Origin of the sequence: Microbacterium sp. R1 (genome assembly GCF_015159725.1) — a bacterium.
GTDB lineage: Bacteria > Actinomycetota > Actinomycetes > Actinomycetales > Microbacteriaceae > Microbacterium > Microbacterium oxydans.
Genome location: NZ_JADDUD010000001.1, coordinates 1,805,706 through 1,827,599, shown reverse-complemented (window position 1 = coordinate 1,827,599; position 21,894 = coordinate 1,805,706). Strand labels below are relative to the sequence as shown.

Below are 21,894 nucleotides of genomic sequence, written 5' to 3'. Positions count from 1 at the left end.
GTAACCCGAAGCGGCGGCGGCGGGTCTCGAGTCGTCGCGTCCTGCTCCCTACCGTGGACTCGTGCGCATCCTCTGCATCCTCGGTCTCGTCTCGGCATCGATCCTCGGCGGTACGCTCTCCGCTGCCGCCGCCGAGGCGTCGACGGCGCATGAAAGCGCGGTCAGGAGCTACGCCGAGGCGTTCGCGACTCCCGGGGTCGCGGCAGCGGTCATCTCGAATGGTGACGTCGACCTGATCGTGCACGGCCGTGATGGAGCGGGCGACCCGATCACTCCGCAGACGCCGTTCCGGATCGCGTCGATGAGCAAGTCGATCACGGCGACCGCGATCATGCTCCTCGTGCAGGATGGAGCGCTGGCGCTCGACGACCTCGTCGTCGAGCGGCTCCCTGAATTCACGATGGCCGACCCCAGGCATCGGGACATCACGATCAGACAGCTCTTGTCTCATACGTCGGGGCTCTCGCTGCAGACGAACGACGAGTTCTCGCTGCCGGCGCCGCGCAACACGCGGGCGGTGGTGACTGAACTCACAGGACGACGACTCGTCGCGGATCCGGGTGCTCGTTTCGAATACCACAACACGAACTACTCGCTCGCGGCCCGCATCGTCGAGGTCGTCTCCGGGCAGAGCCTCGACGAGTTCCTCCGTCAGCGGCTTTTCGCCCCGCTCGGGATGCTCGACTCTCGAAGCGTCGACGCCTGTGATCAGAGCGTCGACGGGCTCACACCCGGCTACTCCGTGGTGCTCGGGGTCGCCTATGTCATGCCGGAGATGCCGGGCCGGTGCGGCGGCAACGGTGGTGTGGTCTCGACGCTTTCCGACATGGTGCAATGGCTGGGTTTCAACCAGGGTGACGTCGGTGCGGACATCCTGGATCCGGTGCTGCGGGAGGAACTGCATTCTGTGCAACCGGGCGCCGTGTCGTATGCCCTGGGATGGCAGAACCTCGGTCCGGACGGAGCACCAGCGCCCGGCGTCCTGTCGCACGCGGGTACTCTCGCGACGTTCGGCGGGTCGATGGCCTTCGACACCACCACCGGTACCGCAGCCGTGGTGCTGACGAACGGGGTGGGCTCCCCCGGCGAGCTGGTGCGTCACCTGATCGAAGGCGACGCGTCCGCGGCGACGTACGAGAATCCGCTGGATATCGCGAACAGGATCCTCCTGGGTGTCACAGCGTTCGCGTCGATCATTCTGCTCGTCACGACGCTGAGGGCTCCGCGGTGGGCGAGGCGGATGCGCGGAGAGGGGAGGTCGCGTGCCGGTGTCCGGCTCGTTCCGTTCGCGCTCGTCATCGTGGCGGGGTTCTTCGTCCCCCTGGTGCCAGGGCTGCTCGGGGGATCCGTGAACTGGCAGTACTGGGTGATCGACCTCTGGCTGTTCCCGCTCCTGGACGCTCTGGGACTCGTGCTCGTACTGGGTGGCACAAGCGCGCTGGTGAGCAGGATCGTGGCGCTGCGGTTGGACTCGCGGGCGCCCGGAGGATCTCAGCCCGCGGAGCCGGTGTCCCGGACGCTCGTGAGACCCGATGCGACGGGACCGCGCGAGAGCACGTGACCACGTCGGAAGGCGAGACGTGTCCACCGCCCCGACTTCGACACGCGGACCTGCTCCTCACCGGAGATGAACCCCATCGCGTCGGCAGCGAAGGCGATTCCCCGAGGGAGGCCGTCGAGGTCCTCGTCGGGTTCGCCCCAGATCGCCGCACGCAGGGCGCGTACGGCCTCTTCGCCGGATCCCGGGGCTGCGCCGCGGGCGACGGCGGAGATTCCCCACTGCGCGCGCTGCGCGATCACAGATGCGTCGAGCTCCCCTACGGGCTCCCAAGAGCCACGGGGCGGAGCCACCCCGGCCCAGGCGGGCGACATCCCGGTCTCCGGGAGACCGAGCCGCTGCGGCTCATCGGTCTGCGAAAGCTGGTCGACCACGATGTCGCACTCGAGCTCGGGGTCGGCGTGCACGATCCGCATCGCGAGGATCGTCGGTGTCTGGTCGAAGAGTCCATGGGGAGCGAGCGCCGCGGTCGTGAGGGCGAGCACACCGTTCCCCGCCTGCAACCGTACTCCCTCGTCCGTGATCCGTGACGCGCGTCCCACGAACGTGAGGACGTCCTTCGCTGTGTCCGGGTCGGCGAGGAGGAGGTGATGCGGCACGCGTTCTAAACTACCAACGGAGCGGCGCCTCGGGGCGCGGAGAGGAACAGATGAGCACGGACGAGCACGCCACCCGGACCGTCGAGCGACTGCTCGAGGTGCTCGATCTCGATTCGACGCAGGCACGGACCACGGAGGACATCTTCACGGGTTCTTCGCACCCGATGCCGAGCGGACGGATCTACGGTGGCCAGGTCCTCGCTCAGGCGCTCCTGGCTGCCGAACGCACGCTCCCCGAGGATCGGGCTGCGCACTCGATGCACGGCTACTTCCTGCGCCCCGGCGACGCGAGCCAGGGCATCACGATCTCTGTGGACCGCATCCACGACGGACGTTCCTTCTCGACGCGCCGTGCCCAGGCGTACCAGAACGGTGTGCCGATCTTCTCGATGATCGCTTCCTTCCAGGACGCGGACCCCGGTGTCGAACATGCGGCATCGATGCCGGAGGGCATTCCCGCACCGGAAGACCTGGCTCCGGACGAGGCCCGCGTGCAGGGGCTCCCCGGCGGGACGGCCCGGATGCTGAGCGAGCGAGCAGCGGACATCCGTCACGTCGACTCGCCGTTGTATCTGCCCAGTGACGACGAGCGCATACCGCAGCAGGCCGTGTGGATGCGCCTGCGGGCTCCGCTCCCCGACGACCCGCGTCTGCATCGCGCAGCCCTCGCCTACCTCAGCGACATGACGATCCAGGAGTCCATCCTTCGGGCGCACGGCGTGTACTGGGCGCTTCCCGGTCTCAAAGTCGCGAGCCTCGATCACGCGATGTGGTGGCACCGGCCCGCGCGGGTGGACGAGTGGCTCCTGTACGTGCAGGAGTCGCCGAACGCGCGCGGCGGACGGGGACTCGCCACCGGCCGGATCTTCACCCGAGACGGCGAGTTCGTGGCGAGCGTCGCGCAGGAGATCATGATCCGCGTCCCTGACGATCAGGACTGACGAGCAGCACTGACCAGCAGCGCTGAAGCGTCTGCCGGGTTTGACTGGCCCGACCGGCTTGAAGAGCTGGCAGCTTCGGTCGAGGCGCGCTGCGACCGGGACCGCGGCCGGTGTCAGCGGTGGGTGTACTCGATCGATTCGCCGACGTACGGCTCCCAGACGTCGCGCATCTCCTGGGTCAGGCGGGTCGGGCGACCGGTCTGCGCGTCGACCAGGACGATGATCGCCGTCGAGCGCGCGTAGATCTGACGAGGTTCCGCCGTCGGATCGTTGTGTACCTCGTAGCAGACCTCGACGCTGGATCCGCCGAGCTTGCCGAACCACATCTGCACCTCGAGCGGTCGCCGCTGATACGGCACCGGCGCGAGGTATTCGATCTCCTGGCGCGCGATCAGCGTGAGGATCCCCTCTTCGATGCCCGAATCGAGCACCGCCGTCGATGGAGCCTCCTCGCCGGGGCCCGCACGCCAGAACGCTCGCACGCGAGCCTCCTCGAGCAGTTTCAGCATCGAGGTGTTGTTGACGTGGTTGAACGCATCCAGATCGCCCCAGCGGAGCTGGATCGGGATGTGCAGGCGGGGCCCCGGCGTCGCGGTCATGACGGAGTCAGTCGCGCGTCAGCTTGCGGTGGGTCGAGCGGTGCGGCTTGGCGGCATCGGCTCCGAGACGCTCGATCTTGTTCTCCTCGTACGCCTCGAAGTTGCCCTCGAACCAATACCACTGGTCCGGCTTCTCGTCGGTTCCCTCGTAGGCGAGGATGTGCGTGGCGATGCGGTCGAGGAACCACCGGTCGTGGGTGATCACCACGGCGCAGCCGGGGAACTCGAGCAGCGCGTTCTCCAGCGAGCTCAGGGTCTCGACGTCGAGGTCGTTCGTGGGCTCGTCGAGAAGAAGCAGGTTGCCACCCTCCTTGAGGGTCAGCGCCAGGTTGAGGCGGTTGCGCTCACCACCGGAGAGCACGCCGGCCTTCTTCTGCTGATCGGGGCCCTTGAAGCCGAACTTCGACACGTAGGCGCGCGACGGGATCTCGGTCTTGCCGACCGTGATGTAGTCGAGGCCGTCGGAGACGACCTCCCACAGCGTCTTGTTCGGGTCGATGTTGGAGCGGGACTGGTCGACGTAGCTGATCTTGACCGTCTCACCGATCTTCAGGTCTCCGCCGTCGAGCGGCTCGAGCCCGACGATGGTCTTGAACAGGGTGGTCTTTCCCACACCGTTCGGCCCGATGACGCCGACGATGCCGTTCGGCGGGAGGCTGAAGCTGAGTCCATCGATGAGCGAGCGCCCGTCGAAGCCCTTCTTCAGGTTCTTGGCCTCGATGACCACGCTTCCGAGACGCGGGCCCGCCGGAATCTGGATCTCCTCGAAGTCGAGCTTCCTGGTCCGCTCCGCCTCGGAAGCCATCTCCTCGTATCGGGCGAGACGCGCCTTCGACTTGGTCTGGCGACCCTTCGCGCTGGAACGCACCCACTCCAGCTCCTCCTTGAGGCGCTTGGCGAGCTTGGCGTCCTTCTTGCCCTGGATCTCGAGGCGTTCGCCCTTCTTCTCCAGGTACGTCGAGTAGTTGCCCTCGTAACCGATCAGGCGGCCGCGGTCGACCTCGGCGATCCACTCGGCCACGTGGTCGAGGAAGTAGCGGTCGTGGGTGATCGCGATGACGGCGCCCTTGTATGCCTGGAGGTGCTGCTCGAGCCAGAGCACGCTCTCGGCGTCGAGGTGGTTGGTCGGCTCGTCCAGCAGCAGCAGATCGGGCTTCTGGAGGAGCAGCTTCGCCAGCGCCACGCGACGCTTCTCTCCACCCGACAGCGGTGCGATGGCCGCGTCTCCCGGAGGGGTGCGGAGGGCGTCCATGGCCTGCTCGAGCTGCGAGTCGAGGTCCCAACCGTCTGCCGCGTCGATCTCCTCCTGAAGCGAGCCCATCTCGGCGAGGAGAGCGTCGAAGTCGGCATCGGGATCCGCCATCAGAGCGGAGATCTCGTTGAACCGGTCGAGCTTGGCCTTGATCGCGATCCCGTCCTGGATGTTCTCCAGAACGGTCTTGGTCTCGTCGAGTTCAGGTTCCTGCATCAGGATGCCGACCGTGAAGCCCGGGGAGAGCTTCGCCTCGCCGTTCGACGGGGTGTCGAGTCCTGCCATGATCTTGAGGATGGTCGACTTACCCGCGCCGTTCGGACCGACCATGCCGATCTTGGCCCCGGGGAGGAACGCCATGGTCACGTCGTCGAGGATGAGCTTCTCGCCCACCGCCTTGCGCGCACGAACCATCGAGTAGATGTACTCAGCCACCGAAAACCGCTCCTTCTGTTGGCGTCGAAGATCGACACTCCAGCCTACCGGCCCCCTGGCATCTCACCAGTCGATCGGACGTGTGGTGCCGACGAGACAGCGCCCCTCCGCGAGCTGCGGGAGAACCGCCGTGACGACCTGACCGGTGGAAGGACCGACCTGGCCGACGAGGCACTCGTCATTGCCCCAGCGGACCGAGAACTGCAGACTCTCCGCCGGGTTGCCCACCGTGGTCAGGTCCTGGGTCACCTGCATCGAATCGCGATCGAATCCTGCGCCGATCAGCGCGTCGATGTACGCCCGACCTTCGCCGCGCTGCTCGGTCGCCCAAACGCCCTCCGCGGTAGCGGTGAACAGCGGCAGATTGTCGTCGGCGCTGCCATCCGGCACGAGAACGGGCCCGACGGGTGCCGTCGATTCCGCGTCCGGTGAAGCGGAGGCCGTGGCGGAGGGAGACGGTGCGGCGGTCGGCGTGCAGCCGGACAGGAGCATGGCGACGACAGCGGCGGCGGCTAGTGCACCGGCTGTGCGCGGCGGAGGAAGGACCGATCGACGAAGCACGTGCCGAGTCTACGTCGCCTTCTCATCACACCTGCGCTGTCCCCGTGCCCCCGTTCACGCGCGCAGCCGTGCGCCGTCGCCGAGGCAGCGCCCGTTACGCGCTCCCGACCACCTCTACGTCCGGTGCCGACCAGGAGAGTGCGAACGCGGATGAATCGCTCCCCGAGCCCAGCGCATCGACGTCATCCTCGGAGACACGCGTATCCGGTGATTCGGTCGACGTGTCGGGAGTACTCGTCTGCGGACGCGGCTGCGGGCGATACGCCGTGGTTCCCCACCGCAGATCATGGCCGATCGCGTCTGCCTCGATGTCGACACTGGTGCCGTGCTTCCCATTGCTCTCCCAGTTGCGGATCTTGAGACGCCCCGTCACGATGACGCTGTCTCCCGTGCGCAGAGACGCCTTGGCGTTCTCTCCGAGGTGGCGGAACGCCGCCACCGAGTACCAGTTGGTGCCCGAATCCGTCCACGTCTGCGTCGCGGCATCGAAGCGACGGTGCGTGGTGGCAAGGCGGAAGTTGGTGACACGGACCCCTCCGCCTGTCTGTGTCTGCGTCGGGTCGGTGGCGACTCGTCCCACGATGGTCAGGGTGTCGATCATGTTCGTATCCTCTCGATCGCCGGGTCTCTTCCGGCTTTCTCCAGCTTGCGCGGGAGCATCGGGCCGCGGATGCGGTGAAGACGCTACCGGTGGACAGATTGCAGATCGCGCGGACGGTGGAGAGAAAGCCCCGATGACAGCGACGGAACCTGCGACGGCGAATGTCTGTGGTCGGTCATATCTTCGAATCATGAAAGGAGTACCGATGTCCGACCACCTGACCACCTCCCTACCCGACGTCCCGTTCGCGACGCCTCGACTCTCCTCTGCGCGCGAGCATCTGGTCCGCGCTGCCGATCACCTCTGGAGGGTGCAGGATCGCCGGGAGCATATCCTGGGTCATCTCCGGATCGTCGCCGATCCGCTGGGGCTTCGGTACCGCGCCGAACGGCTGCACCTCGCGACGGGCGTGTTCCGCGTCGTCGGCGAGTTCTGGCGTGTGGACGACGCGGTCGCGGCTCTGCGTGCTTCCTGACGACGGCCAGGAGCCCGGTCCCGTTCCGCGTCTCTCACCGGGATTCGATCCTGTGTGGTGCCCCCGGCAGGATTCGAACCTGCGACCAAGAGATTAGAAGGCTCCTGCTCTATCCCCTGAGCTACGGAGGCGCACGCGTCTAGAGTATCGCGCTCCTGCCGAACGATCATGACGCCGGTTCCGGTCGGGGATGTCGGGACCGTCGATAGGATGGCGACATGGTATCTGCGTCCGAGAACGACCGTCTCGTATGGATCGACTGCGAGATGACGGGCCTCGATCTCGCAGTCGACGAACTCGTGGAGATCGCGGTCGTGATCACCGACTTCGAACTCAACCCCGTCGATGCGGGGTTCCAGGTGGTGATCAGAGCCAGCGAAGCGGCCCTCGATCACATGAATGACTTCGTCACGAACATGCACGAGACCTCGGGGCTCATCGACGAGATCGCAGGCGGTCTCTCGCTCGAAGAGGCGGAGGCGCAGACTCTCGCCTATATCAAACGCTTCGTTCCGCTCGAGCGGAAGGCTCCTCTGGCAGGCAACACGATCGGCACGGACAGGATGTTCCTGGCAAAGTACATGCCCCAGGTCGATCAGTGGCTGCATTACCGCAACGTCGACGTGTCGAGCATCAAAGAGCTGTCGCGCCGCTGGTATCCGCGGGTGTTCTTCCAGGCTCCCTCGAAGGACGGCGGTCACCGCGCCCTTGCTGACATCCTGGAGTCGATCAGGGAGCTCCGCTACTACCGGGAGGCCGTGTTCGTCGATGAGCCGGGTCCGTCGAGCGACGAGGCTCGCGAGATCGCTTCCCGTACGGTGTCAGAGTTCACTCCGAACATGTAATAGACTCGTATGGTTGCCCGCTCCGGTGGGCACATGGTGGGTATAGCTCAGCTGGTAGAGCGCTGGCTTGTGGTGCCGGATGTCGCGGGTTCGAGTCCCGTTACTCACCCTCCAGAAGAAGGCCCGAATCGCAAGGTTCGGGCCTTCTTCGCATCTGTGCCTCGAATGATGCGCCCCCGCGAAGCCCTAGACTGACGACGTGTCGCTCGCGGTCTGGTTCTCGTTGCTGACCGCTTCCGTCGTCATCAGCTTCACGCCGGGGGCCGGCGCGATCAACACGATGTCGAATGCGATGAATCAGGGATGGCGTCGTTCCATCTGGGGCATCGTCGGCCAGCAGATCGCCCTGATCGTCCATGTGGCGGTCGTCGCCGCGGGAGTCGGGCTCCTCGTGTCCCGTTCGGAGCTTCTCTTCAACGGGATCCGCTACGCCGGAGCGGCCTACCTCGTGTTTCTCGGCGTCCGGCTGATCTTGACGAAGCCGACCGTGGCGGTCGAGGACGCACCCGTTCCGGTCGACTCCCGTGAGAGCCCGTGGTCGATGATCCGCCGCGGCTTCTGGGTGAACCTGCTCAATCCCAAGGCGATCGTGTTCTTCCTGGCGTTCATCCCCCAATTCGTCAGACTGGATCAGCCCCCGCTCCCCCAGTACCTCACGCTCATCGCGACCGTGATCGTGGTGGACGTGATCGTGATGTGGGGGTTCTTCGCAGCAGCCGCGCGTCCGTTCCGTCGCCTCACGCGAACCGCGCGCGGACAGCGAGTGCTCAACACGGTCTTCGGCACGCTCTTCATAGCGGTCGCCGCGATTCTCGTTCTCCTCCACTGAGGGCTGTCGCCCCTAGGCTGGAGGGGATGGACATGGATGCGGCCGCCTTCGAAGAGCTCGTGATCGACGAGCTCGATCTGCTCCCCGACGACATGGTCGAAGGGCTCGACAACGTGGTGTTCGTGGTGGAGGACCGCCCGGAGGACGGCAGCCTCGATCTGCTCGGTCTCTATGACGGACTGGCGCTGACGGAGCGGACGCAGTACGGGATGGGCGAACTCCCCGATCGCATCGTCGTCTACCGCGAACCGCATCTTGCGCAGTGCGAGACGGAACAAGAACTCCGCGACGAGATCCACACGACGTTGGTGCATGAGATCGCGCACTTCTACGGGATCGATGATGCGCAGCTGCACGAGTTGGGCTGGGCATGACGATGCCCACGGCAGTCCCCGATCTCGAGGAGACGATCGAACTCAGTGCCGCACCTCTGGAGCCGTGGCAGGTCGTCGTCTGGAATGATCCGGTGAACCTCATGAGCTACGTCGTCCGCGTCTTCCGGAAATACTTCGGCTACTCGCTCGACCACGCGACAGCGCTCATGCTCGCGGTGCACAACGACGGGCACGCGATCGTGGCCACGGGCCCCCGGGAGACCATGGAGGTCCACGCGCAGGCGATGCACGACTACGGCCTCTGGGCGACGGTCAGAAGGGCGTCCCCATGACTTCAGACCGCATCACCGTCACGATCAGCGCCATCGAGGAGCATCACCTGGCGATGCTGCTCGACGACTTCATCGAGCTCATCGGTGAATCGCGGAACGGCGAGGACCCGGCCGTCGACCGCCTGGCGCCCAACCCGTATCCCGATGACCCCGACGCCGCTGCCGATTTCGCCGGGAGCACGCGGAAGGATCTGCTCGATCGGCGCCTCGCGGACGCGCGTCGCATGCGTGCTGCGCTTGAAGAGGTCTCTGCCCCCACTGCGGGCCTCACGGATGCAGAAGCGGTTCGCACTCGTGACCTCTCCATCACCCTGGGCGATCTGGAATCGTGGCTCCGCACCGTGACGGCCCTGCGCCTCGTGATCGCTGATCGTCTGGGGATCACGACGGACCAGCACGCGATGTCGGACAGACGTCACGACGTGTACGACTGGCTGGGCTATCGCCTGGAGCTTCTCATCCAGGCAGCAGACGAAGCCGAGTCGGGCGCGTAGTCAGGGAACCTCGACGATACGCGTCGCCAGGGAGCGAGGATCATCCCGCTCGATGTGACGGCGTTCCTGCGCGGCCCAGCGGTCCCAGTGCGGGCGATAGGTGTCCCCGTCGCGAGCGAGGGCGCGCGCCTTCCGCGAGGCTTCCCCCGACTCCACCCAGACTCTGACATCGGCGAGACCCGCCGTGGAGGGGCGAAGGATGCCGCTCCCCTCGATGATCATTCCGAGGGAGGGGTCGACGGCATGACTCTCCGCCTCGGACTGCTCTTCCCAATCCCAGCGGCGCCAGATGCCGATGTAGCCGCGTCCGTGCGGACCGAGGATCCACTCGCGGGCGCGCTCCGCGCCGCCGTCGAGTCCGTCCCACCCCGGATAGAGGGAATCCAGGGCGATGAGCTGCACGTGCCCGACCACGGGCCAACGTCTCACCAGCAATGCCGCGAGAGAGGACTTGCCGGCCCCGCTGCCGCCGTCGATGAGGACGACCGGGTTCGCCGCGGCCACGGCACGGACGTCCTGCTCGATCAGTGCCGCGGCGTGCTCCAGTGCAGCCGCGACCGGATCGTCACTTCTTGAGGGCACGGATGATGCGAGTGAGCGCCCGTCCGGCGACCCAGACGAAGGGGACAGCGACCACGAGCAGCGTGATGATGTTGGGCTCGAAGCGCAGACCCTCCTCGCGACGCACGTACACGCCGACCGGAACGGAGACGCCACCGCCGCCGCCACCCTCGCCGCCGTCGCCGCTGCCGCCACCGAAACCGGAGTACGTGAACGCCACCGGGGTGATACTCACTCCACCGACGTCCTGTGGTTCTCCGTATGCGCTCTTCACGCCGAAGGACGCAGCCTGCTTTCCGAGTTCCAGTGCAATGTTCGGCATACCCCCACGCTAGTCCAGGAACCGCGCCGGTGCGGGATCAATTCACGCCATGGGCCTTCGGATGCTGAGCGGCTCCCCGACCGTCTCCGCGACCTATGTGCCGCGCGCGACTGATCGTCGCCGTGCCGAACCGAGCGACGGCCTCGTCGACGGCCCCCTCGACTTTGCGCCAGTCCTCGTCTTCGTCCCAGAGAGCCAGGCCCCCGCCGCCGGCAGGACGCAGGTTCTCGGCGCGAACACCGACGAGCCGGACGGGGTCTCGCCGATCGATCAGCTCGAACAGCGACTGCGCGGCCTCGCCGATGCGTTGCCCCACCGCGGTGGGTTCGCTCAAGGTCTGGGAGCGGTTCACCGTGCGGAAGTCGTCGAAGCGGATCTTGACGGCGACGGTCGAGGTCTCCCACTCCGCGCGCCGGAGCCGAGCCGCGACCCGGTCGGCCAGCCGCAGCAGTTCGGCTCGCAGGAACGGACGGTCGAGGATGTCGTGGTCGAACGTCTCCTCGTGGCCGATGCTCTTCTCCACCCGCTCCGTGTGCACCGCTCGCGGGTCTTCCCCCCTCGCGAGTTCTCCGAGACGCATGCTGAGGGCCGTGCCCACGGCGCGTTCGACCATACCGGGGCGCGCATCGCGGACGTCCTGCACCGTGCGGATACCACGCGCCTCCAGAGCCTCCGCGGCTTTCGGACCGACGCCCCACATGGCCCGGACCGATCTCGGCGCCAGGAAGTCGAGGGTGTCCCTCGCTGCGACCACGAGCATCCCGTCGGGCTTGGCGATCGTCGAGGCCATCTTCGCGACGTGCTTGGTCGCCGCCACTCCCACGCTGCAGGTGATTCCCACCTCGTCGAGGACTCGTTGTCGGATGAGCTCGGCGATGCGTGCAGGACTCCCCCAGAGTCGACGCACACCCTGCACATCGAGGAACGCCTCATCGACGGACAGCGGCTCGACCAGCGGGGTGAACGACTCGAAGATCGCCATGACCTGCCGGGAGACCTCCTGGTAGCGGTGGAAGTGCGGCGGGACGATGCGCGCGGTCGGGCACAGTCGAAGGGCCTGCGACACCGGCATCGCCGCCCGGACGCCGTAGCGTCTCGCCTCGTACGATGCGCTCGACACCACCGAACGCCCATCGGGAGCTCCGATGATCAGAGGCAGTCCGCGGAGGGAAGGATCGTCGAGCACCTCCACGGCGGCGTAGAACGCGTCCATGTCGACATGGAGAATCCGCGTGCCGGAGTCGTCGGCGTCGGGGGCGGATACGATCCGCCCCCGCCCGTCACCGTGTCCCATACAACCATTCTCCCCCGGGCCTCCGACACGAGGCCCGGGACGGCGCGCTACTGCGCAGCGCGCTCGAGAATGAGCTCACGGACACGGGCGGCGTCCGCCTGGCCCTTCATCGCCTTCATGACGGCCCCGATCACGGCGCCGGCGGCCTGCACCTTACCGTCCTTGATCTTGGCCATCACATCGGGCTGCGCTGCGAGGGCCTCATCGATGGCGGCGATCAGCGCTCCGTCGTCGGAGACGACCGCGAGCCCACGCGAGTCGACCACTTCCTGCGGCGAGCCCTCCCCGGCGATGACGCCTTCGAGCACCTGACGCGCGAGCTTGTCGGTCAGGGTTCCCGCATCGACGAGCTGCTGCAGAGCAGCCACGCTCTCCGGGCTGATCAGCTCGGTCGCGTCCTTCTCCTGGGAGTTCGCGATACGGGTGATCTCACCGGTCCACCACTTGCGCGCGGTCGCGGGGGTCGCCCCGGCGGCGATGGTCGCCTCGACGACCTCGAGCAGACCGCCGTTGCGGACGTCCTGGAACTCCAGGTCGGTGAATCCCCATTCGGTCATGAGGCGGCGGCGGCGAGCCACCGGCTGCTCCGGAAGCGCCTCGCGCAGTTCCTCGACCAGCTCGGCTGCCGGCTCCACGGGCAGCAGATCCGGTTCGGGGAAGTAGCGGTAATCGTCGGCATCCGACTTGGGCCGTCCCGGCGAGGTCGTCCCGGTGTCCTCGTGCCAGTGCCGGGTCTCCTGCGTGATGGTGCCGCCGTCCGCGAGGATCTGCGCCTGACGCTGGATCTCGTATCGCACGGCACGCTCGACGGAACGCATCGAGTTGACGTTCTTCGTCTCGGTGCGGGTGCCGAGCTTCTCCTGTCCGCGCGGACGGAGCGAGACGTTGGCGTCGCAGCGCAGGTTGCCGCGCTCCAGACGCGCTTCGGAGATGCCGAGTCCCCGCACGATGTCGCGGATGGCCTGCACATAGGCTTTCGCGACCTCCGGCGCACGGTGGTCGGTGCCGAAGATCGTCTTCGTCACGATCTCGACCAGGGGCACGCCGGCGCGGTTGTAGTCGACGAGCGAGTACTCGGCGCCCTGGATGCGCCCGGTCGCACCGCCCATGTGGGTCAGCTTCCCGGCGTCCTCTTCCATGTGCGCGCGCTCGATGGGGATCGTGATGAGCGTCCCGTCCTCGAGCTCGACCTCCACCGAACCCTCGTACGCGATCGGCTCGTCGTACTGCGAGATCTGGTAGTTCTTGCCCAGGTCAGGGTAGAAGTAGTTCTTCCGCGCGAACCGGCTCGATTCGGCGATCGAGCAGCCGAGAGCCAGACCGAGACTGATCGAGGAGCGGATTGCCGTCTCGTTCACGACCGGAAGCGAGCCCGGGAGCCCGAGGTCGACCGGCGCGATGAGCGTGTTCGGCTCGGCAGCATGGAAGGCCTCGTTCGCCGGGTTCGGCGCATCAGAGAACATCTTGGTGTTGGTGTTCAGCTCGACGTGCACCTCGAATCCGAGGACCGGCTCGAACAGCTCGAGCGCCTTGTCGAAGTCCATGAGCTTGGCGGCGGCCATCAGCGCTTCCCTCCTGCGAGCTGCGGTGCACGGGTGAGCAACGGCGCACCCCACGAATCGACGAGGAGCGTCTCGAGCGCTGCGCCGACCTTGTAGAGACGAGCATCCTCGCGCGCCGGAGCGATGAACTGGATGCCCACGGGGAGACCGTCTTCGTCCGACAGACCACTGGGGATGGAGATCCCCGGGACACCGGCCAGGTTCACCGGGATGGTGGTGATGTCGTTGAGGTACATCTGCAGCGGGTCGTCGATCTTCTCGCCGAGCTTGAACGCCGTGGTCGGCGCGGAGGGCGTCGCGATCACGTCGACCTCGGCGAACGCGTTCGCGAAGTCCTGCTGGATGAGCGTGCGAACCTTCTGGGCACTGCCGTAGTAGGCATCGTAGTAACCCGCCGAGAGCGCGTACGTGCCGAGGATGATCCGGCGCTTGACCTCGTCGCCGAATCCGGCATCGCGCGTCGCGGACATGACGTCCTCGACCGTCGGGTTGCCGTCGGGGGTCACCCGCAGGCCGAAACGGACCGAGTCGAACTTCGCGAGGTTGCTCGACGCCTCCGCCGGGAGGATCAGGTAGTAGGCGGCGACGCCGTACTCGAAGTGCGGCGCGCCGATCTCGACGATCTCCGCGCCCTGGGCCTCCATCAGCGCGAGAGCGCTGCGGAAGGACGCGGCGACGCCGGGCTGGAAGCCGCTGTCCGGAAGCTCGCGGATCACGCCGACCTTGAGCCCCTTGAGCACGTCACCGCGCGCGCCCTCACGGGCAGCCTCGGCGAACGAGGGCCACGCATCGCGCAGGGAGGTCGAGTCCTTGGGATCGTGGCCGCCGATCGCGTCGTGCAGCAGTCCGGAGTCGAGCACGGTGCGGGAGACCGGGCCGACCTGGTCGAGGCTCGAGGCGAGGGCGATCGCGCCGTAGCGGCTCACACCGCCGTAGGTGGGCTTGACGCCGACTGTGCCGGTCACGTGCGCGGGCTGACGGATCGAGCCGCCCGTGTCGGAACCGAGCGCGAGCGGCGCTTCGAACGCGGCGACGGCCGCAGCCGAGCCACCACCGGAACCGCCCGGGATGCGATCGAGGTCCCAGGGGTTGTGCGTGGGGCCGTATGCCGAGTGCTCGGTGGACGACCCCATCGCGAACTCGTCCATGTTGGTCTTGCCGAGCGGGATCAGGCCCGCGGCGCGCGAGCGTGCGACCACCGTCGCGTCATACGGCGAACGGTAGCCCTCCAGGATGCGCGAGCCACTCGTGGTGGGCTGGTCCGTCGTGACGAGGACGTCCTTGATCGCGAGAGGGACTCCCGCGAGCGGGCCCAGCTCTTCACCCGCCGCACGACGGGCATCGATGGCGGCAGCCGCCTCGATCGCCCCTTCGTTGACGTGCAGGAACGCGTGGACGTCGCCGTCCACCGCGGCGATGCGGTCGAGATGAGCGCGGGTGGCCTCGACACTGGAGACCTCGCCGGAAGCGAGCTTCGCGGCGAGATCCGCCGCGTCCAGACGGATGATGTCGGTCACTGCTCTTCTCCCAGGATCGCGGTCACACGGAATCGGCCGTCGGCGGCATCCGGGGCGTTCTGAAGCACCTGCTCGTGCGTGAGCGTCTGCCCGACCACGTCGGGGCGGAAGACGTTGCTCAACGGGATGGGGTGACTCGTCGCTGCCACGTCGGCGGTCGCGACCTCCGACACCTTGGCGATGTTGTCGACGATCGCGTCGAGCTGGCCCGTGAGCCGCGACACCTCGTCGTCGTTCAGCTGGATGCGTGCGAGCACACCGAGGTGGCGCACGAGTTCAGGGGTGATTTCAGACACTCCTCCAGTCTAGTTGGAGCACCCGTCACTCCTCTTCCCTGCACGGCCGTCGACATATGCTGGGCGGGTGAGCACGTTCCAGCCCCCGCGCCCGTGGACCGCCAGCTACGCCGCAGGCGTCCCGGAAGACCTGCCTCCCGTCGACGGATCGCTCGTCGACATCGTCGCCGCCTCGGCACGCGACTATCCGGATGCCCCCGCCCTGCAGTTCTTCGGCCGCGAGACGACGTACGCCGAGCTGCAGGCCGCCATCGACCGGGCGGCGACGGGCCTGCGAGACCTGGGCGTCCGCGCCGGCGACCCTGTGGCCATCGTGCTCCCCAACTGTCCGCAGCACATCGTGGCGTTCTACGCCGTGCTCCGACTCGGCGCGGTCGTGGTCGAGCACAACCCGCTGTACACGCCGCGCGAGCTCCGCAAGCAGTTCGAGGACCACGGCGCGAAGCACGCGATCGTGTGGAACAAGGTCGTCTCCACGGTGCAGGAGTTCCCCGCCGACCTGGCGGTGACGAACCTCGTCTCCGTCGACGTGACCCGCGCGATGCCCTTCCTCACCCGCTTCGCCCTGCGTCTGCCCGTCTCCAAGGCCAGGGAGTCCCGCGCAGCGCTCACCGAGAAGGTCCGCGGCACGGTGCTCTGGGACTCGCTGATCGCCACAGACCCGATTCCGTCGTCGCACCCGACGCCCGCAGCAGACGACCTGGCGATCATCCAGTACACCTCAGGCACCACCGGGACGCCGAAGGGTGCCGCGCTCACACACCGCAACCTCCTCGCCAATGCTGCGCAGTCGCAGGCCTGGGTGCCGTCGATCCAGCGCGGCAAGGGATGCGTCGTGTACGCGGTGCTGCCGATGTTCCACGCATACGGCCTCACGCTCTGTCTGACGTTCGCGATGTCGATGGGCGCGCGACTCGTGCTCTTCCCGAAGTTCGATCCCGATCTGGTTCTCGACGTCGTGAAGAAGCATCCCGCGACATTCCTCCCGCTCGTGCCACCGATCGCCGACCGCCTTCTGAGCACTGCCAAGGCCAAGGGTGTGTCGCTCGACGGCATCGAGGTCGCGATCTCCGGGGCCATGGCACTGCCCCACGAGCTGGTGGTGCCCTTCGAGGAGGCGACCAACGGCTACCTCGTCGAGGGCTACGGCCTGAGCGAGTGCTCGCCCGTACTCATGGCGAACCCCGTCGCCGACAACCGCGTGCCCGGCACCGTCGGACTTCCGCTGCCCGGAACCGAATGCCGGGTGGTCGACCCGGAGAACCCCACGGACGACGTGCCTGCAGGAGCGGCGGGAGAACTCGTGGTTCGCGGACCGCAGGTCTTCTCCGGGTACTACGGCAAGCCGGAGGAGACGGAGGCCGTGTTCGTCGACGGGTGGTACCGCACGGGCGACATCGTCACGATCGACGAAGCCGGCTTCGTGCGCATCGTCGACCGCATCAAGGAGCTCATCATCACCGGCGGCTTCAACGTCGCCCCCACCGAGGTCGAGAATGCGCTGCGCCAGCACCCGCAGGTGGTCGACGCTGCGGTCATCGGACTTCCGAGCGAGCACTCGGGCGAGGAGGTCGTGGCCGCGATCGTCGTCGATCCGGAGACCGAGGTCGACGTGGAGGCCATCCGCGAGTTCGCGCGCAGCATCCTGACGCCCTACAAGGTCCCCAGGAGGATCTTCGTGGTCGACGAACTCCCGAAGTCGCTCATCGGCAAGGTGCTCCGTCGGCAGGTCAAGGAGAAACTGGTCGCCCTGAACACCGGCTCCTGAGGACGCCCTCACAGGCGGCGAGACGTTCGGCGCGCTACCCTTGGGAAGTGACCCCTGAAGATGCAGTGCTGACCGACGCCCCCGAGGACTCCCCCGCGACCCCCGGATTCGAGGAACTCGGAATCACCGGGCCCGTCCTCAAAGCCATCAAGGACCTCGGCTACGAGACCCCGTCGCCCATCCAGGCGGCCACTATCCCTACCCTCCTCGCCGGGCGCGACGTCGTCGGCATGGCGCAGACCGGAACCGGCAAGACCGCGGCATTCGCGCTGCCCGTGCTCGAGCGTCTCGATGTCGCGCAGAAGACGCCGCAGGCGCTCGTGCTGGCTCCGACCCGTGAGCTCGCCCTCCAGGTGTGCGAGGCGTTCGAGTCGTACGCGTCCAAGATGAAGGGTGTTCACGTCCTCCCCGTCTACGGCGGACAGGGCTACGGCGTGCAGCTCTCGGCTCTGCGCCGCGGGGTGCATGTCATCGTCGGGACACCGGGCCGCATCATGGATCACCTCGCCAAGGGCACACTCGACCTGTCGCAGCTGCAGTACCTCGTGCTCGACGAGGCCGACGAGATGCTGAAGATGGGCTTCGCCGAGGATGTGGAGCAGATCCTCGCGCAGACACCCGAGGAGAAGCAGGTCGCGCTGTTCTCCGCCACGATGCCGCCGCAGATCCGCCGCCTCGCGCAGAAGTACCTGCGTGAGCCGGAAGAGATCAGCATCAAGTCGAAGACCGCGACGGGCACGAACATCACTCAGCGGTACCTCGTGGTCTCGTACGCGCAGAAGGTCGACGCGCTGACCCGCATCCTCGAAGTCGAGAACTTCGACGGCATGATCGTCTTCGTCCGCACCAAGAACGAGACCGAGACGCTCGCCGAGAAGCTCCGCGCCCGCGGCTACTCAGCCGCAGCCATCAACGGCGACGTGCCTCAGGTGCAGCGCGAGCGCAGCGTCAACCAGCTCAAGGACGGAAAGCTCGACATCCTCGTCGCGACCGACGTGGCCGCGCGCGGGCTCGACGTCGAGCGCATCAGCCACGTCGTGAACTTCGACATCCCCACGGACACCGAGTCCTACGTGCACCGCATCGGTCGCACCGGGCGCGCGGGACGAACGGGCGACGCGATCAGCTTCATCACCCCGCGCGAGCGCTACCTGCTCAAGCACATCGAGAAGGCGACCCGACAGCAGCCCACTCAGATGCAGCTGCCGAGCACGGAGGACGTGAACACCACCCGGTTGACCCGGTTCGACGATGCCATCACCACCGCTCTCTCGGAGACCGGGCGCATCGACGCGTTCCGCGACATCATCGCGCACTACGTCCGTCATCATGATGTGCCGGAGAGCGACGTCGCCGCGGCGCTGGCCGTGGTCGCGCAGGGAGACAAGCCTCTGCTCCTCGATCCCGCCAACGATGCGCTCACCAGGGCCGTCGAGGCGGACAACCGGCCGCAGCGGGAGCGCCCCGCTCGTGACGCGCGCGAGCCTCGGGGCGAACGCCGCAGCCGTGGCGACTACACCGCCTATCGCATCGAGGTCGGCAGGCGTCACCGTGTCGAGCCGCGCCAGATCGTCGGCGCCCTCGCCAACGAGGGCGGCCTGGGCCGTGACGACTTCGGGGCGATCAACATCCGCCCCGACTTCTCCACCGTCGAGCTCCCGTCGAACATGGATCCCGCCGTGCTCGACAAGCTCCGCGACACCCGCATCTCGGGTCGCCTCATCGAGATCAAGCCCGACCGCGGTCCTGGCGCTCGACGTAGCGGCCCTCGCGAGGATCGTCCCTCCGGCGGTCGCGGTGACCGTTTCGATCGTCGTGACCGTGACGAGCGCCCTGCGCGCGAAAGCCGGGACGAGAAGCCCTTCCGCAAGCCGCGCCACAAGAACTGACGGCGGGTCGCGCGCGGCGGTGTCTAGTCGCCTCCGCGCGCGAGCCGTGCGGCGACGGCGATCAGCGGCTCTGGATGTGCCAGAAGGGCCCGTTGCTCCGGGTGCGAGATCAGGTGAGCGATCAGTCGGTGCGCTCCCGTGACGGTCGGGGTCCAGTAACCTCCGACGTGATGACGGCTCAGCGGGACGGTGTGCGTCTCTCCTTCGACGACGAGCTTCGCGGAACCGTCATCGGGATCGATCCCGGGATCGCTCAGCATCAGGGCGGTCAACGCTCCGAGCAGCACAGTGCCCGTGAGACCGGGGAGGCGGAAGTTCGTCGTCGGAACGTCGAGTTCGATGTGCTCGAGTCCCGTCCACGGCACTATTCCGCGATTCTCGACTCCGTCGCGGATGATCACGGCCTCGGGCATCAGCCGCAGGTGGTTCCGACCGGGATCACCGACAGCCAACGCCTCGGGGACGACGATCAGCGGACCGTAGCGTCTCACGCCCCTTCGCCCGCGGGAGGGAGCGCGTCCGGTCCCTCCGTCACCAGGATGTGGAACTGCGCCGCATCGAGGATCCGGAGACCGAGCTCCTCCGCCTTGGCGAGCTTGGACCCCGCGCCGGGGCCGGCGGCCACGAAGTCCGTCTTCTTCGACACGCTCGACGCCGCCTTTCCTCCCGCGTTGATGATGGCTTCCTGCGCACCCTCACGCGTGTAGCCGTCGAGCGAGCCGGTGGCGACCACCGTCAGCCCTTCGAGCACTCCCCCTGCGGCGACGGCAGCGCCGGGACCGGGGTGACCTGGTGTCTTCCACTGCACCCCCGCATCCGCCCACTGCTCCACGATCTCTTTGTGCCAGTCGACCTCGAACCAGGCCAGGAGCGAGTCGGCGATGATGCCGCCCACGCCCTCCACGGCAGCCAACTCGTCGCGCGTAGCCGTGCGGATCGCGTCGAGTGAGCCGAACCACTGCGCGAGCGCCCTCGCAGCGACAGGTCCGACGTGGCGGATGTTCAAGGACACGAGCAGACGCCACAGCTCCTTCTTCTTCGCCTTCTCGAGCTCGGCGAGGAGAGTGAGCGCCTGGGACGAGGGCTGCGGACCCTCGAGGCCGGACTTCTTCTCGGCCGCAGTCGGGTTCCGTCGGAACGGGGCGCGCGTCTTGACGATCCCGTCCTCGTCCTCCTTGGGAAGCCCCGTCTCCGCGTCGCGGACCACCAGCTCGATGGGGACGAGCTGGTCGAGCGTGAGGGCGAAGAGGCCGGCCTCGGTCTCGAGCGGCGGCACCGCGGGAGACGTCGGCTGTGTCAGGGCGGCGGCGGTGACCTCGCCGAGGGCCTCGACATCGAGGGCACCGCGGGAGCCGATGTGCTCGACACGTCCGCGCACCTGCGCCGGACACGAACGCGCGTTCGGACACCGCAGATCGATGTCGCCCTCCTTCATCGCCCGAAGCGGAGTGCCGCACTCCGGGCACTCCAGGGGCATCACGAACTCGCGTTCCGTGCCGTCGCGCTTCTCGACGACCGGACCGAGGACTTCGGGGATGACGTCGCCGGCTTTGCGCAGCACGACCGTGTCTCCGATCAGCACGCCCTTCGCCTTCACGACGTCCTTGTTGTGCAGAGTCGCCTGCCGGACGACAGACCCCGCGACCTGCGCAGGAGCCATCACCGCGAAGGGCGTCGCGCGGCCGGTGCGGCCGACCGACACCACGATGTCGAGGAGCTTCGTCTGCACCTCTTCCGGCGGGTACTTGTACGCGATCGCCCAGCGCGGTGCCCGGCTGGTCGCGCCGAGCTCGTCATGAAGCTCGAGCTCGTCGACCTTCACCACGATGCCGTCGAGCTCGTGCTCGATGTCGTGGCGGTGTTCACCGAAGTACTCCACGAACGTGACAACCTCATCGATCGTGTGGCACACCCTGGTGTGCGGGCTCGTCGGCAGCCCCCACTCGGCCAGCAGATCGTAGACCTCGCTCTGCGCCGCGACGGGAGGGTTCGACCATGCGCCGACGCCGTGCACGTAGAGCGCGAGCGACTCGATGCGCAGCAGGCCGGCTTCGAGTTCGAGGCCGTTCTTCTTGTCGATCTGCTGACGCAGGCCGCCGCTCGCCGCGTTGCGGGGATTGGCGAACGCGGGGAATCGGCGCGCGGCGGCGGTGCGAGCCTTCTCCTCGTCGAAGGGCTTCTTCGCTCCGCCCCGCGCCTCCCAGCGCTCGAGCGCATCGGCGTAGGCGCGGTCGCGGAACGCCGCCTGGGCCGCGTTGAGCCGTTCGAACGCGGCGACGGGGATGAAGACCTCCCCGCGCACCTCCACGATGGCCGGGTGGCCCTCACCGCTCAGTCGATACGGGATCTCGGGCAGCCGAAGCGCGTTCTCCGTGACGATCTCCCCCACGCGTCCGTCGCCCCTGGTCGCAGCAGAAGTGAGCACGCCGTTCTCATAGCGGAGATTGATGGCGAGGCCGTCGATCTTCAGCTCGGTGAGCCAGGCGACATCGCGTCCGGCGGCGGCCTTCGTCTTCGCGGCCCATTCCCGCAGCTCGTCGATGGAGAAGACATTGTCGAGGCTGAGCATGCGCTCCGCGTGCTCGATGGTCGCGAGGCCCGTCGCCTCAGCCGCCCCCACCATCTGTGTGGGCGAGTCCTGCCCCTGCAACTCGGGATGCAGACGCTCGAGCTCTTCGAGTCGGCGCATCCAGCCGTCGTAGGTGGAATCGTCGACGATCGAGGTGTCGCGGCCGTAGTAGGCCTCCTTCGCATCGAGGATGCGCGTGGTCAGCTCCTCGGCTTCGGTTCGGGCGTCTTCCAACGAGATGTTCTCCGGCACCCCGTCAG

General features: G+C 67.3%; 23 protein-coding genes and 2 tRNA genes. 11 read left to right on the top strand and 14 right to left on the bottom strand.

Annotated elements, in window-relative coordinates:
* Positions 1 to 61 precede the first annotated feature (61 nt).
* The gene (locus ILP86_RS08990) at positions 62 to 1,561 is read left to right on the top strand and encodes a serine hydrolase domain-containing protein (RefSeq protein ID WP_308431900.1); all 1,500 of its coding nucleotides are present in this window, start codon (positions 62 to 64) and stop codon (positions 1,559 to 1,561) included.
* Here ILP86_RS08990 and ILP86_RS08985 read toward each other — a convergent pair.
* A complete protein-coding gene (locus ILP86_RS08985) occupies positions 1,492 to 2,157 on the bottom strand; it encodes a hypothetical protein (RefSeq protein WP_046747035.1) in 666 nt (221 codons plus the stop codon). The genes ILP86_RS08990 and ILP86_RS08985 overlap by 70 nt on opposite strands.
* A gap of 50 nt (positions 2,158 to 2,207) precedes the next feature.
* Here ILP86_RS08985 and ILP86_RS08980 point away from each other — a divergent pair, with 50 nt between their 5' ends.
* On the top strand, positions 2,208 to 3,098 hold the full coding sequence (locus ILP86_RS08980) for an acyl-CoA thioesterase II (RefSeq protein WP_058631142.1): 891 nt from the start codon (positions 2,208 to 2,210) through the stop codon (positions 3,096 to 3,098).
* Between the two features lie 113 nt (positions 3,099 to 3,211).
* Here ILP86_RS08980 and ILP86_RS08975 read toward each other — a convergent pair whose 3' ends face one another.
* The 4 genes from ILP86_RS08975 to ILP86_RS08960 all read right to left on the bottom strand — a co-directional run bounded on the left by ILP86_RS08975 (position 3,212) and on the right by ILP86_RS08960 (position 6,546).
* Positions 3,212 to 3,697: a thioesterase family protein gene (locus tag ILP86_RS08975; RefSeq protein WP_046747037.1), complete on the bottom strand. Its 486-nt coding sequence runs from the start codon at positions 3,695 to 3,697 to the stop codon at positions 3,212 to 3,214.
* A gap of 7 nt (positions 3,698 to 3,704) precedes the next feature.
* The gene (gene ettA, locus ILP86_RS08970) at positions 3,705 to 5,384 is read right to left on the bottom strand and encodes an energy-dependent translational throttle protein EttA (RefSeq protein ID WP_046747038.1); all 1,680 of its coding nucleotides are present in this window, start codon (positions 5,382 to 5,384) and stop codon (positions 3,705 to 3,707) included.
* A gap of 63 nt (positions 5,385 to 5,447) precedes the next feature.
* Positions 5,448 to 5,945 (bottom strand): hypothetical protein, encoded by a 498-nt coding sequence (locus ILP86_RS08965; protein ID WP_046747039.1) that lies wholly within the window; start codon positions 5,943 to 5,945, stop codon positions 5,448 to 5,450.
* 94 nt (positions 5,946 to 6,039) lie between these two features.
* Positions 6,040 to 6,546: a single-stranded DNA-binding protein gene (locus tag ILP86_RS08960; RefSeq protein WP_193761797.1), complete on the bottom strand. Its 507-nt coding sequence runs from the start codon at positions 6,544 to 6,546 to the stop codon at positions 6,040 to 6,042.
* 205 nt (positions 6,547 to 6,751) lie between these two features.
* Between ILP86_RS08960 and ILP86_RS08955 the strand changes: the two genes are divergently transcribed.
* Positions 6,752 to 7,021: a hypothetical protein gene (locus ILP86_RS08955; RefSeq protein WP_052748636.1), complete on the top strand. Its 270-nt coding sequence runs from the start codon at positions 6,752 to 6,754 to the stop codon at positions 7,019 to 7,021.
* Between the two features lie 55 nt (positions 7,022 to 7,076).
* Here ILP86_RS08955 and ILP86_RS08950 read toward each other — a convergent pair.
* Positions 7,077 to 7,152 (bottom strand) — tRNA-Arg (locus ILP86_RS08950).
* Positions 7,153 to 7,239: 87 nt separating this feature from the next.
* Here ILP86_RS08950 and orn point away from each other — a divergent pair.
* From orn to ILP86_RS08920, 6 genes are all read left to right on the top strand, one after another.
* The gene (orn, locus tag ILP86_RS08945) at positions 7,240 to 7,866 is read left to right on the top strand and encodes an oligoribonuclease (protein WP_046747041.1); all 627 of its coding nucleotides are present in this window, start codon (positions 7,240 to 7,242) and stop codon (positions 7,864 to 7,866) included.
* A 35-nt stretch (positions 7,867 to 7,901) separates the two neighbouring features.
* A tRNA-His gene (locus ILP86_RS08940) sits at positions 7,902 to 7,976 on the top strand.
* Positions 7,977 to 8,065: 89 nt separating this feature from the next.
* Entirely contained in the window at positions 8,066 to 8,695 is a 630-nt protein-coding gene (locus tag ILP86_RS08935; RefSeq protein WP_046747042.1) for a LysE family transporter, read from the top strand.
* A gap of 26 nt (positions 8,696 to 8,721) precedes the next feature.
* The gene (locus ILP86_RS08930) at positions 8,722 to 9,069 is read left to right on the top strand and encodes a metallopeptidase family protein (protein WP_046747043.1); all 348 of its coding nucleotides are present in this window, start codon (positions 8,722 to 8,724) and stop codon (positions 9,067 to 9,069) included.
* Positions 9,066 to 9,362, top strand: a complete 297-nt coding sequence (gene clpS / locus ILP86_RS08925; protein ID WP_046747044.1) for an ATP-dependent Clp protease adapter ClpS — start codon at positions 9,066 to 9,068, stop codon at positions 9,360 to 9,362. Before ILP86_RS08930 ends, clpS begins: the two co-directional genes overlap by 4 nt.
* Positions 9,359 to 9,856 carry a DUF2017 family protein gene (locus ILP86_RS08920; RefSeq protein ID WP_193761796.1) on the top strand — a complete coding sequence of 166 codons (498 nt, stop codon included), beginning with the start codon at positions 9,359 to 9,361 and terminating at the stop codon, positions 9,854 to 9,856. The genes clpS and ILP86_RS08920 overlap by 4 nt, the downstream gene beginning before the upstream one ends.
* On the opposite strand, the gene ILP86_RS08915 is transcribed toward ILP86_RS08920, so the two are convergent.
* From ILP86_RS08915 to gatC, 6 genes are read right to left on the bottom strand one after another with little or no spacing between them, the layout of a single operon-like run.
* Entirely contained in the window at positions 9,857 to 10,438 is a 582-nt protein-coding gene (locus ILP86_RS08915) for a hypothetical protein (RefSeq protein WP_082738362.1), read from the bottom strand.
* The gene (locus ILP86_RS08910) at positions 10,422 to 10,739 is read right to left on the bottom strand and encodes a hypothetical protein (protein WP_046747046.1); all 318 of its coding nucleotides are present in this window, start codon (positions 10,737 to 10,739) and stop codon (positions 10,422 to 10,424) included. Before ILP86_RS08910 ends, ILP86_RS08915 begins: the two co-directional genes overlap by 17 nt.
* A gap of 37 nt (positions 10,740 to 10,776) precedes the next feature.
* Positions 10,777 to 12,033 (bottom strand): DNA polymerase IV, encoded by a 1,257-nt coding sequence (gene dinB / locus ILP86_RS08905; RefSeq protein WP_058630630.1) that lies wholly within the window; start codon positions 12,031 to 12,033, stop codon positions 10,777 to 10,779.
* A gap of 47 nt (positions 12,034 to 12,080) precedes the next feature.
* Complete coding sequence (gene gatB, locus ILP86_RS08900) at positions 12,081 to 13,595, bottom strand: Asp-tRNA(Asn)/Glu-tRNA(Gln) amidotransferase subunit GatB (RefSeq protein WP_058630629.1); 1,515 nt, start codon at positions 13,593 to 13,595, stop codon at positions 12,081 to 12,083.
* The gene (gene gatA, locus ILP86_RS08895; RefSeq protein ID WP_141369791.1) at positions 13,595 to 15,112 is read right to left on the bottom strand and encodes an Asp-tRNA(Asn)/Glu-tRNA(Gln) amidotransferase subunit GatA; all 1,518 of its coding nucleotides are present in this window, start codon (positions 15,110 to 15,112) and stop codon (positions 13,595 to 13,597) included. The genes gatB and gatA overlap by 1 nt, the downstream gene beginning before the upstream one ends.
* Positions 15,109 to 15,408 (bottom strand): Asp-tRNA(Asn)/Glu-tRNA(Gln) amidotransferase subunit GatC, encoded by a 300-nt coding sequence (gene gatC / locus ILP86_RS08890; RefSeq protein ID WP_026049703.1) that lies wholly within the window; start codon positions 15,406 to 15,408, stop codon positions 15,109 to 15,111. The genes gatA and gatC overlap by 4 nt, the downstream gene beginning before the upstream one ends.
* 67 nt (positions 15,409 to 15,475) lie before the next feature.
* On the opposite strand from gatC, the gene ILP86_RS08885 reads away from it, so the two are divergent.
* Positions 15,476 to 17,176 carry a long-chain-fatty-acid--CoA ligase gene (locus ILP86_RS08885; RefSeq protein ID WP_193761795.1) on the top strand — a complete coding sequence of 567 codons (1,701 nt, stop codon included), beginning with the start codon at positions 15,476 to 15,478 and terminating at the stop codon, positions 17,174 to 17,176.
* A 47-nt stretch (positions 17,177 to 17,223) separates the two neighbouring features.
* Positions 17,224 to 19,065 (top strand): DEAD/DEAH box helicase, encoded by a 1,842-nt coding sequence (locus ILP86_RS08880; protein WP_374706391.1) that lies wholly within the window; start codon positions 17,224 to 17,226, stop codon positions 19,063 to 19,065.
* A gap of 23 nt (positions 19,066 to 19,088) precedes the next feature.
* Here the strand turns inward: ILP86_RS08880 and ILP86_RS08875 are convergent, their stop codons facing one another.
* Together ILP86_RS08875 and ligA are read right to left on the bottom strand one after the other, a co-directional pair.
* Entirely contained in the window at positions 19,089 to 19,556 is a 468-nt protein-coding gene (locus tag ILP86_RS08875) for a hypothetical protein (protein ID WP_193761794.1), read from the bottom strand.
* Positions 19,553 to 21,886 (bottom strand): NAD-dependent DNA ligase LigA, encoded by a 2,334-nt coding sequence (ligA, locus tag ILP86_RS08870; RefSeq protein WP_113681934.1) that lies wholly within the window; start codon positions 21,884 to 21,886, stop codon positions 19,553 to 19,555. Before ligA ends, ILP86_RS08875 begins: the two co-directional genes overlap by 4 nt.
* Between the last annotated feature and the right edge of the window lie 8 nt (positions 21,887 to 21,894).

Excerpts from the sequence above, each read along its gene's own strand:
- ILP86_RS08980 (WP_058631142.1), top strand. The coding sequence starts at position 2,208 with ATGAGCACGGACGAGCACGCCACCCGGACCGTCGAGCGACTGCTCGAG.
- ILP86_RS08975 (WP_046747037.1), bottom strand. The coding sequence starts at position 3,697 with ATGACCGCGACGCCGGGGCCCCGCCTGCACATCCCGATCCAGCTCCGC.
- ILP86_RS08960 (WP_193761797.1), bottom strand. The coding sequence starts at position 6,546 with ATGATCGACACCCTGACCATCGTGGGACGAGTCGCCACCGACCCGACG.
- ILP86_RS08955 (WP_052748636.1), top strand. The coding sequence starts at position 6,752 with ATGTCCGACCACCTGACCACCTCCCTACCCGACGTCCCGTTCGCGACG.
- orn (WP_046747041.1), top strand. The coding sequence starts at position 7,240 with ATGGTATCTGCGTCCGAGAACGACCGTCTCGTATGGATCGACTGCGAG.
- ILP86_RS08930 (WP_046747043.1), top strand. The coding sequence starts at position 8,722 with ATGGACATGGATGCGGCCGCCTTCGAAGAGCTCGTGATCGACGAGCTC.
- clpS (WP_046747044.1), top strand. The coding sequence starts at position 9,066 with ATGACGATGCCCACGGCAGTCCCCGATCTCGAGGAGACGATCGAACTC.
- ILP86_RS08920 (WP_193761796.1), top strand. The coding sequence starts at position 9,359 with ATGACTTCAGACCGCATCACCGTCACGATCAGCGCCATCGAGGAGCAT.
- ILP86_RS08910 (WP_046747046.1), bottom strand. The coding sequence starts at position 10,739 with ATGCCGAACATTGCACTGGAACTCGGAAAGCAGGCTGCGTCCTTCGGC.
- dinB (WP_058630630.1), bottom strand. The coding sequence starts at position 12,033 with ATGGGACACGGTGACGGGCGGGGGCGGATCGTATCCGCCCCCGACGCC.
- gatB (WP_058630629.1), bottom strand. The coding sequence starts at position 13,595 with ATGGCCGCCGCCAAGCTCATGGACTTCGACAAGGCGCTCGAGCTGTTC.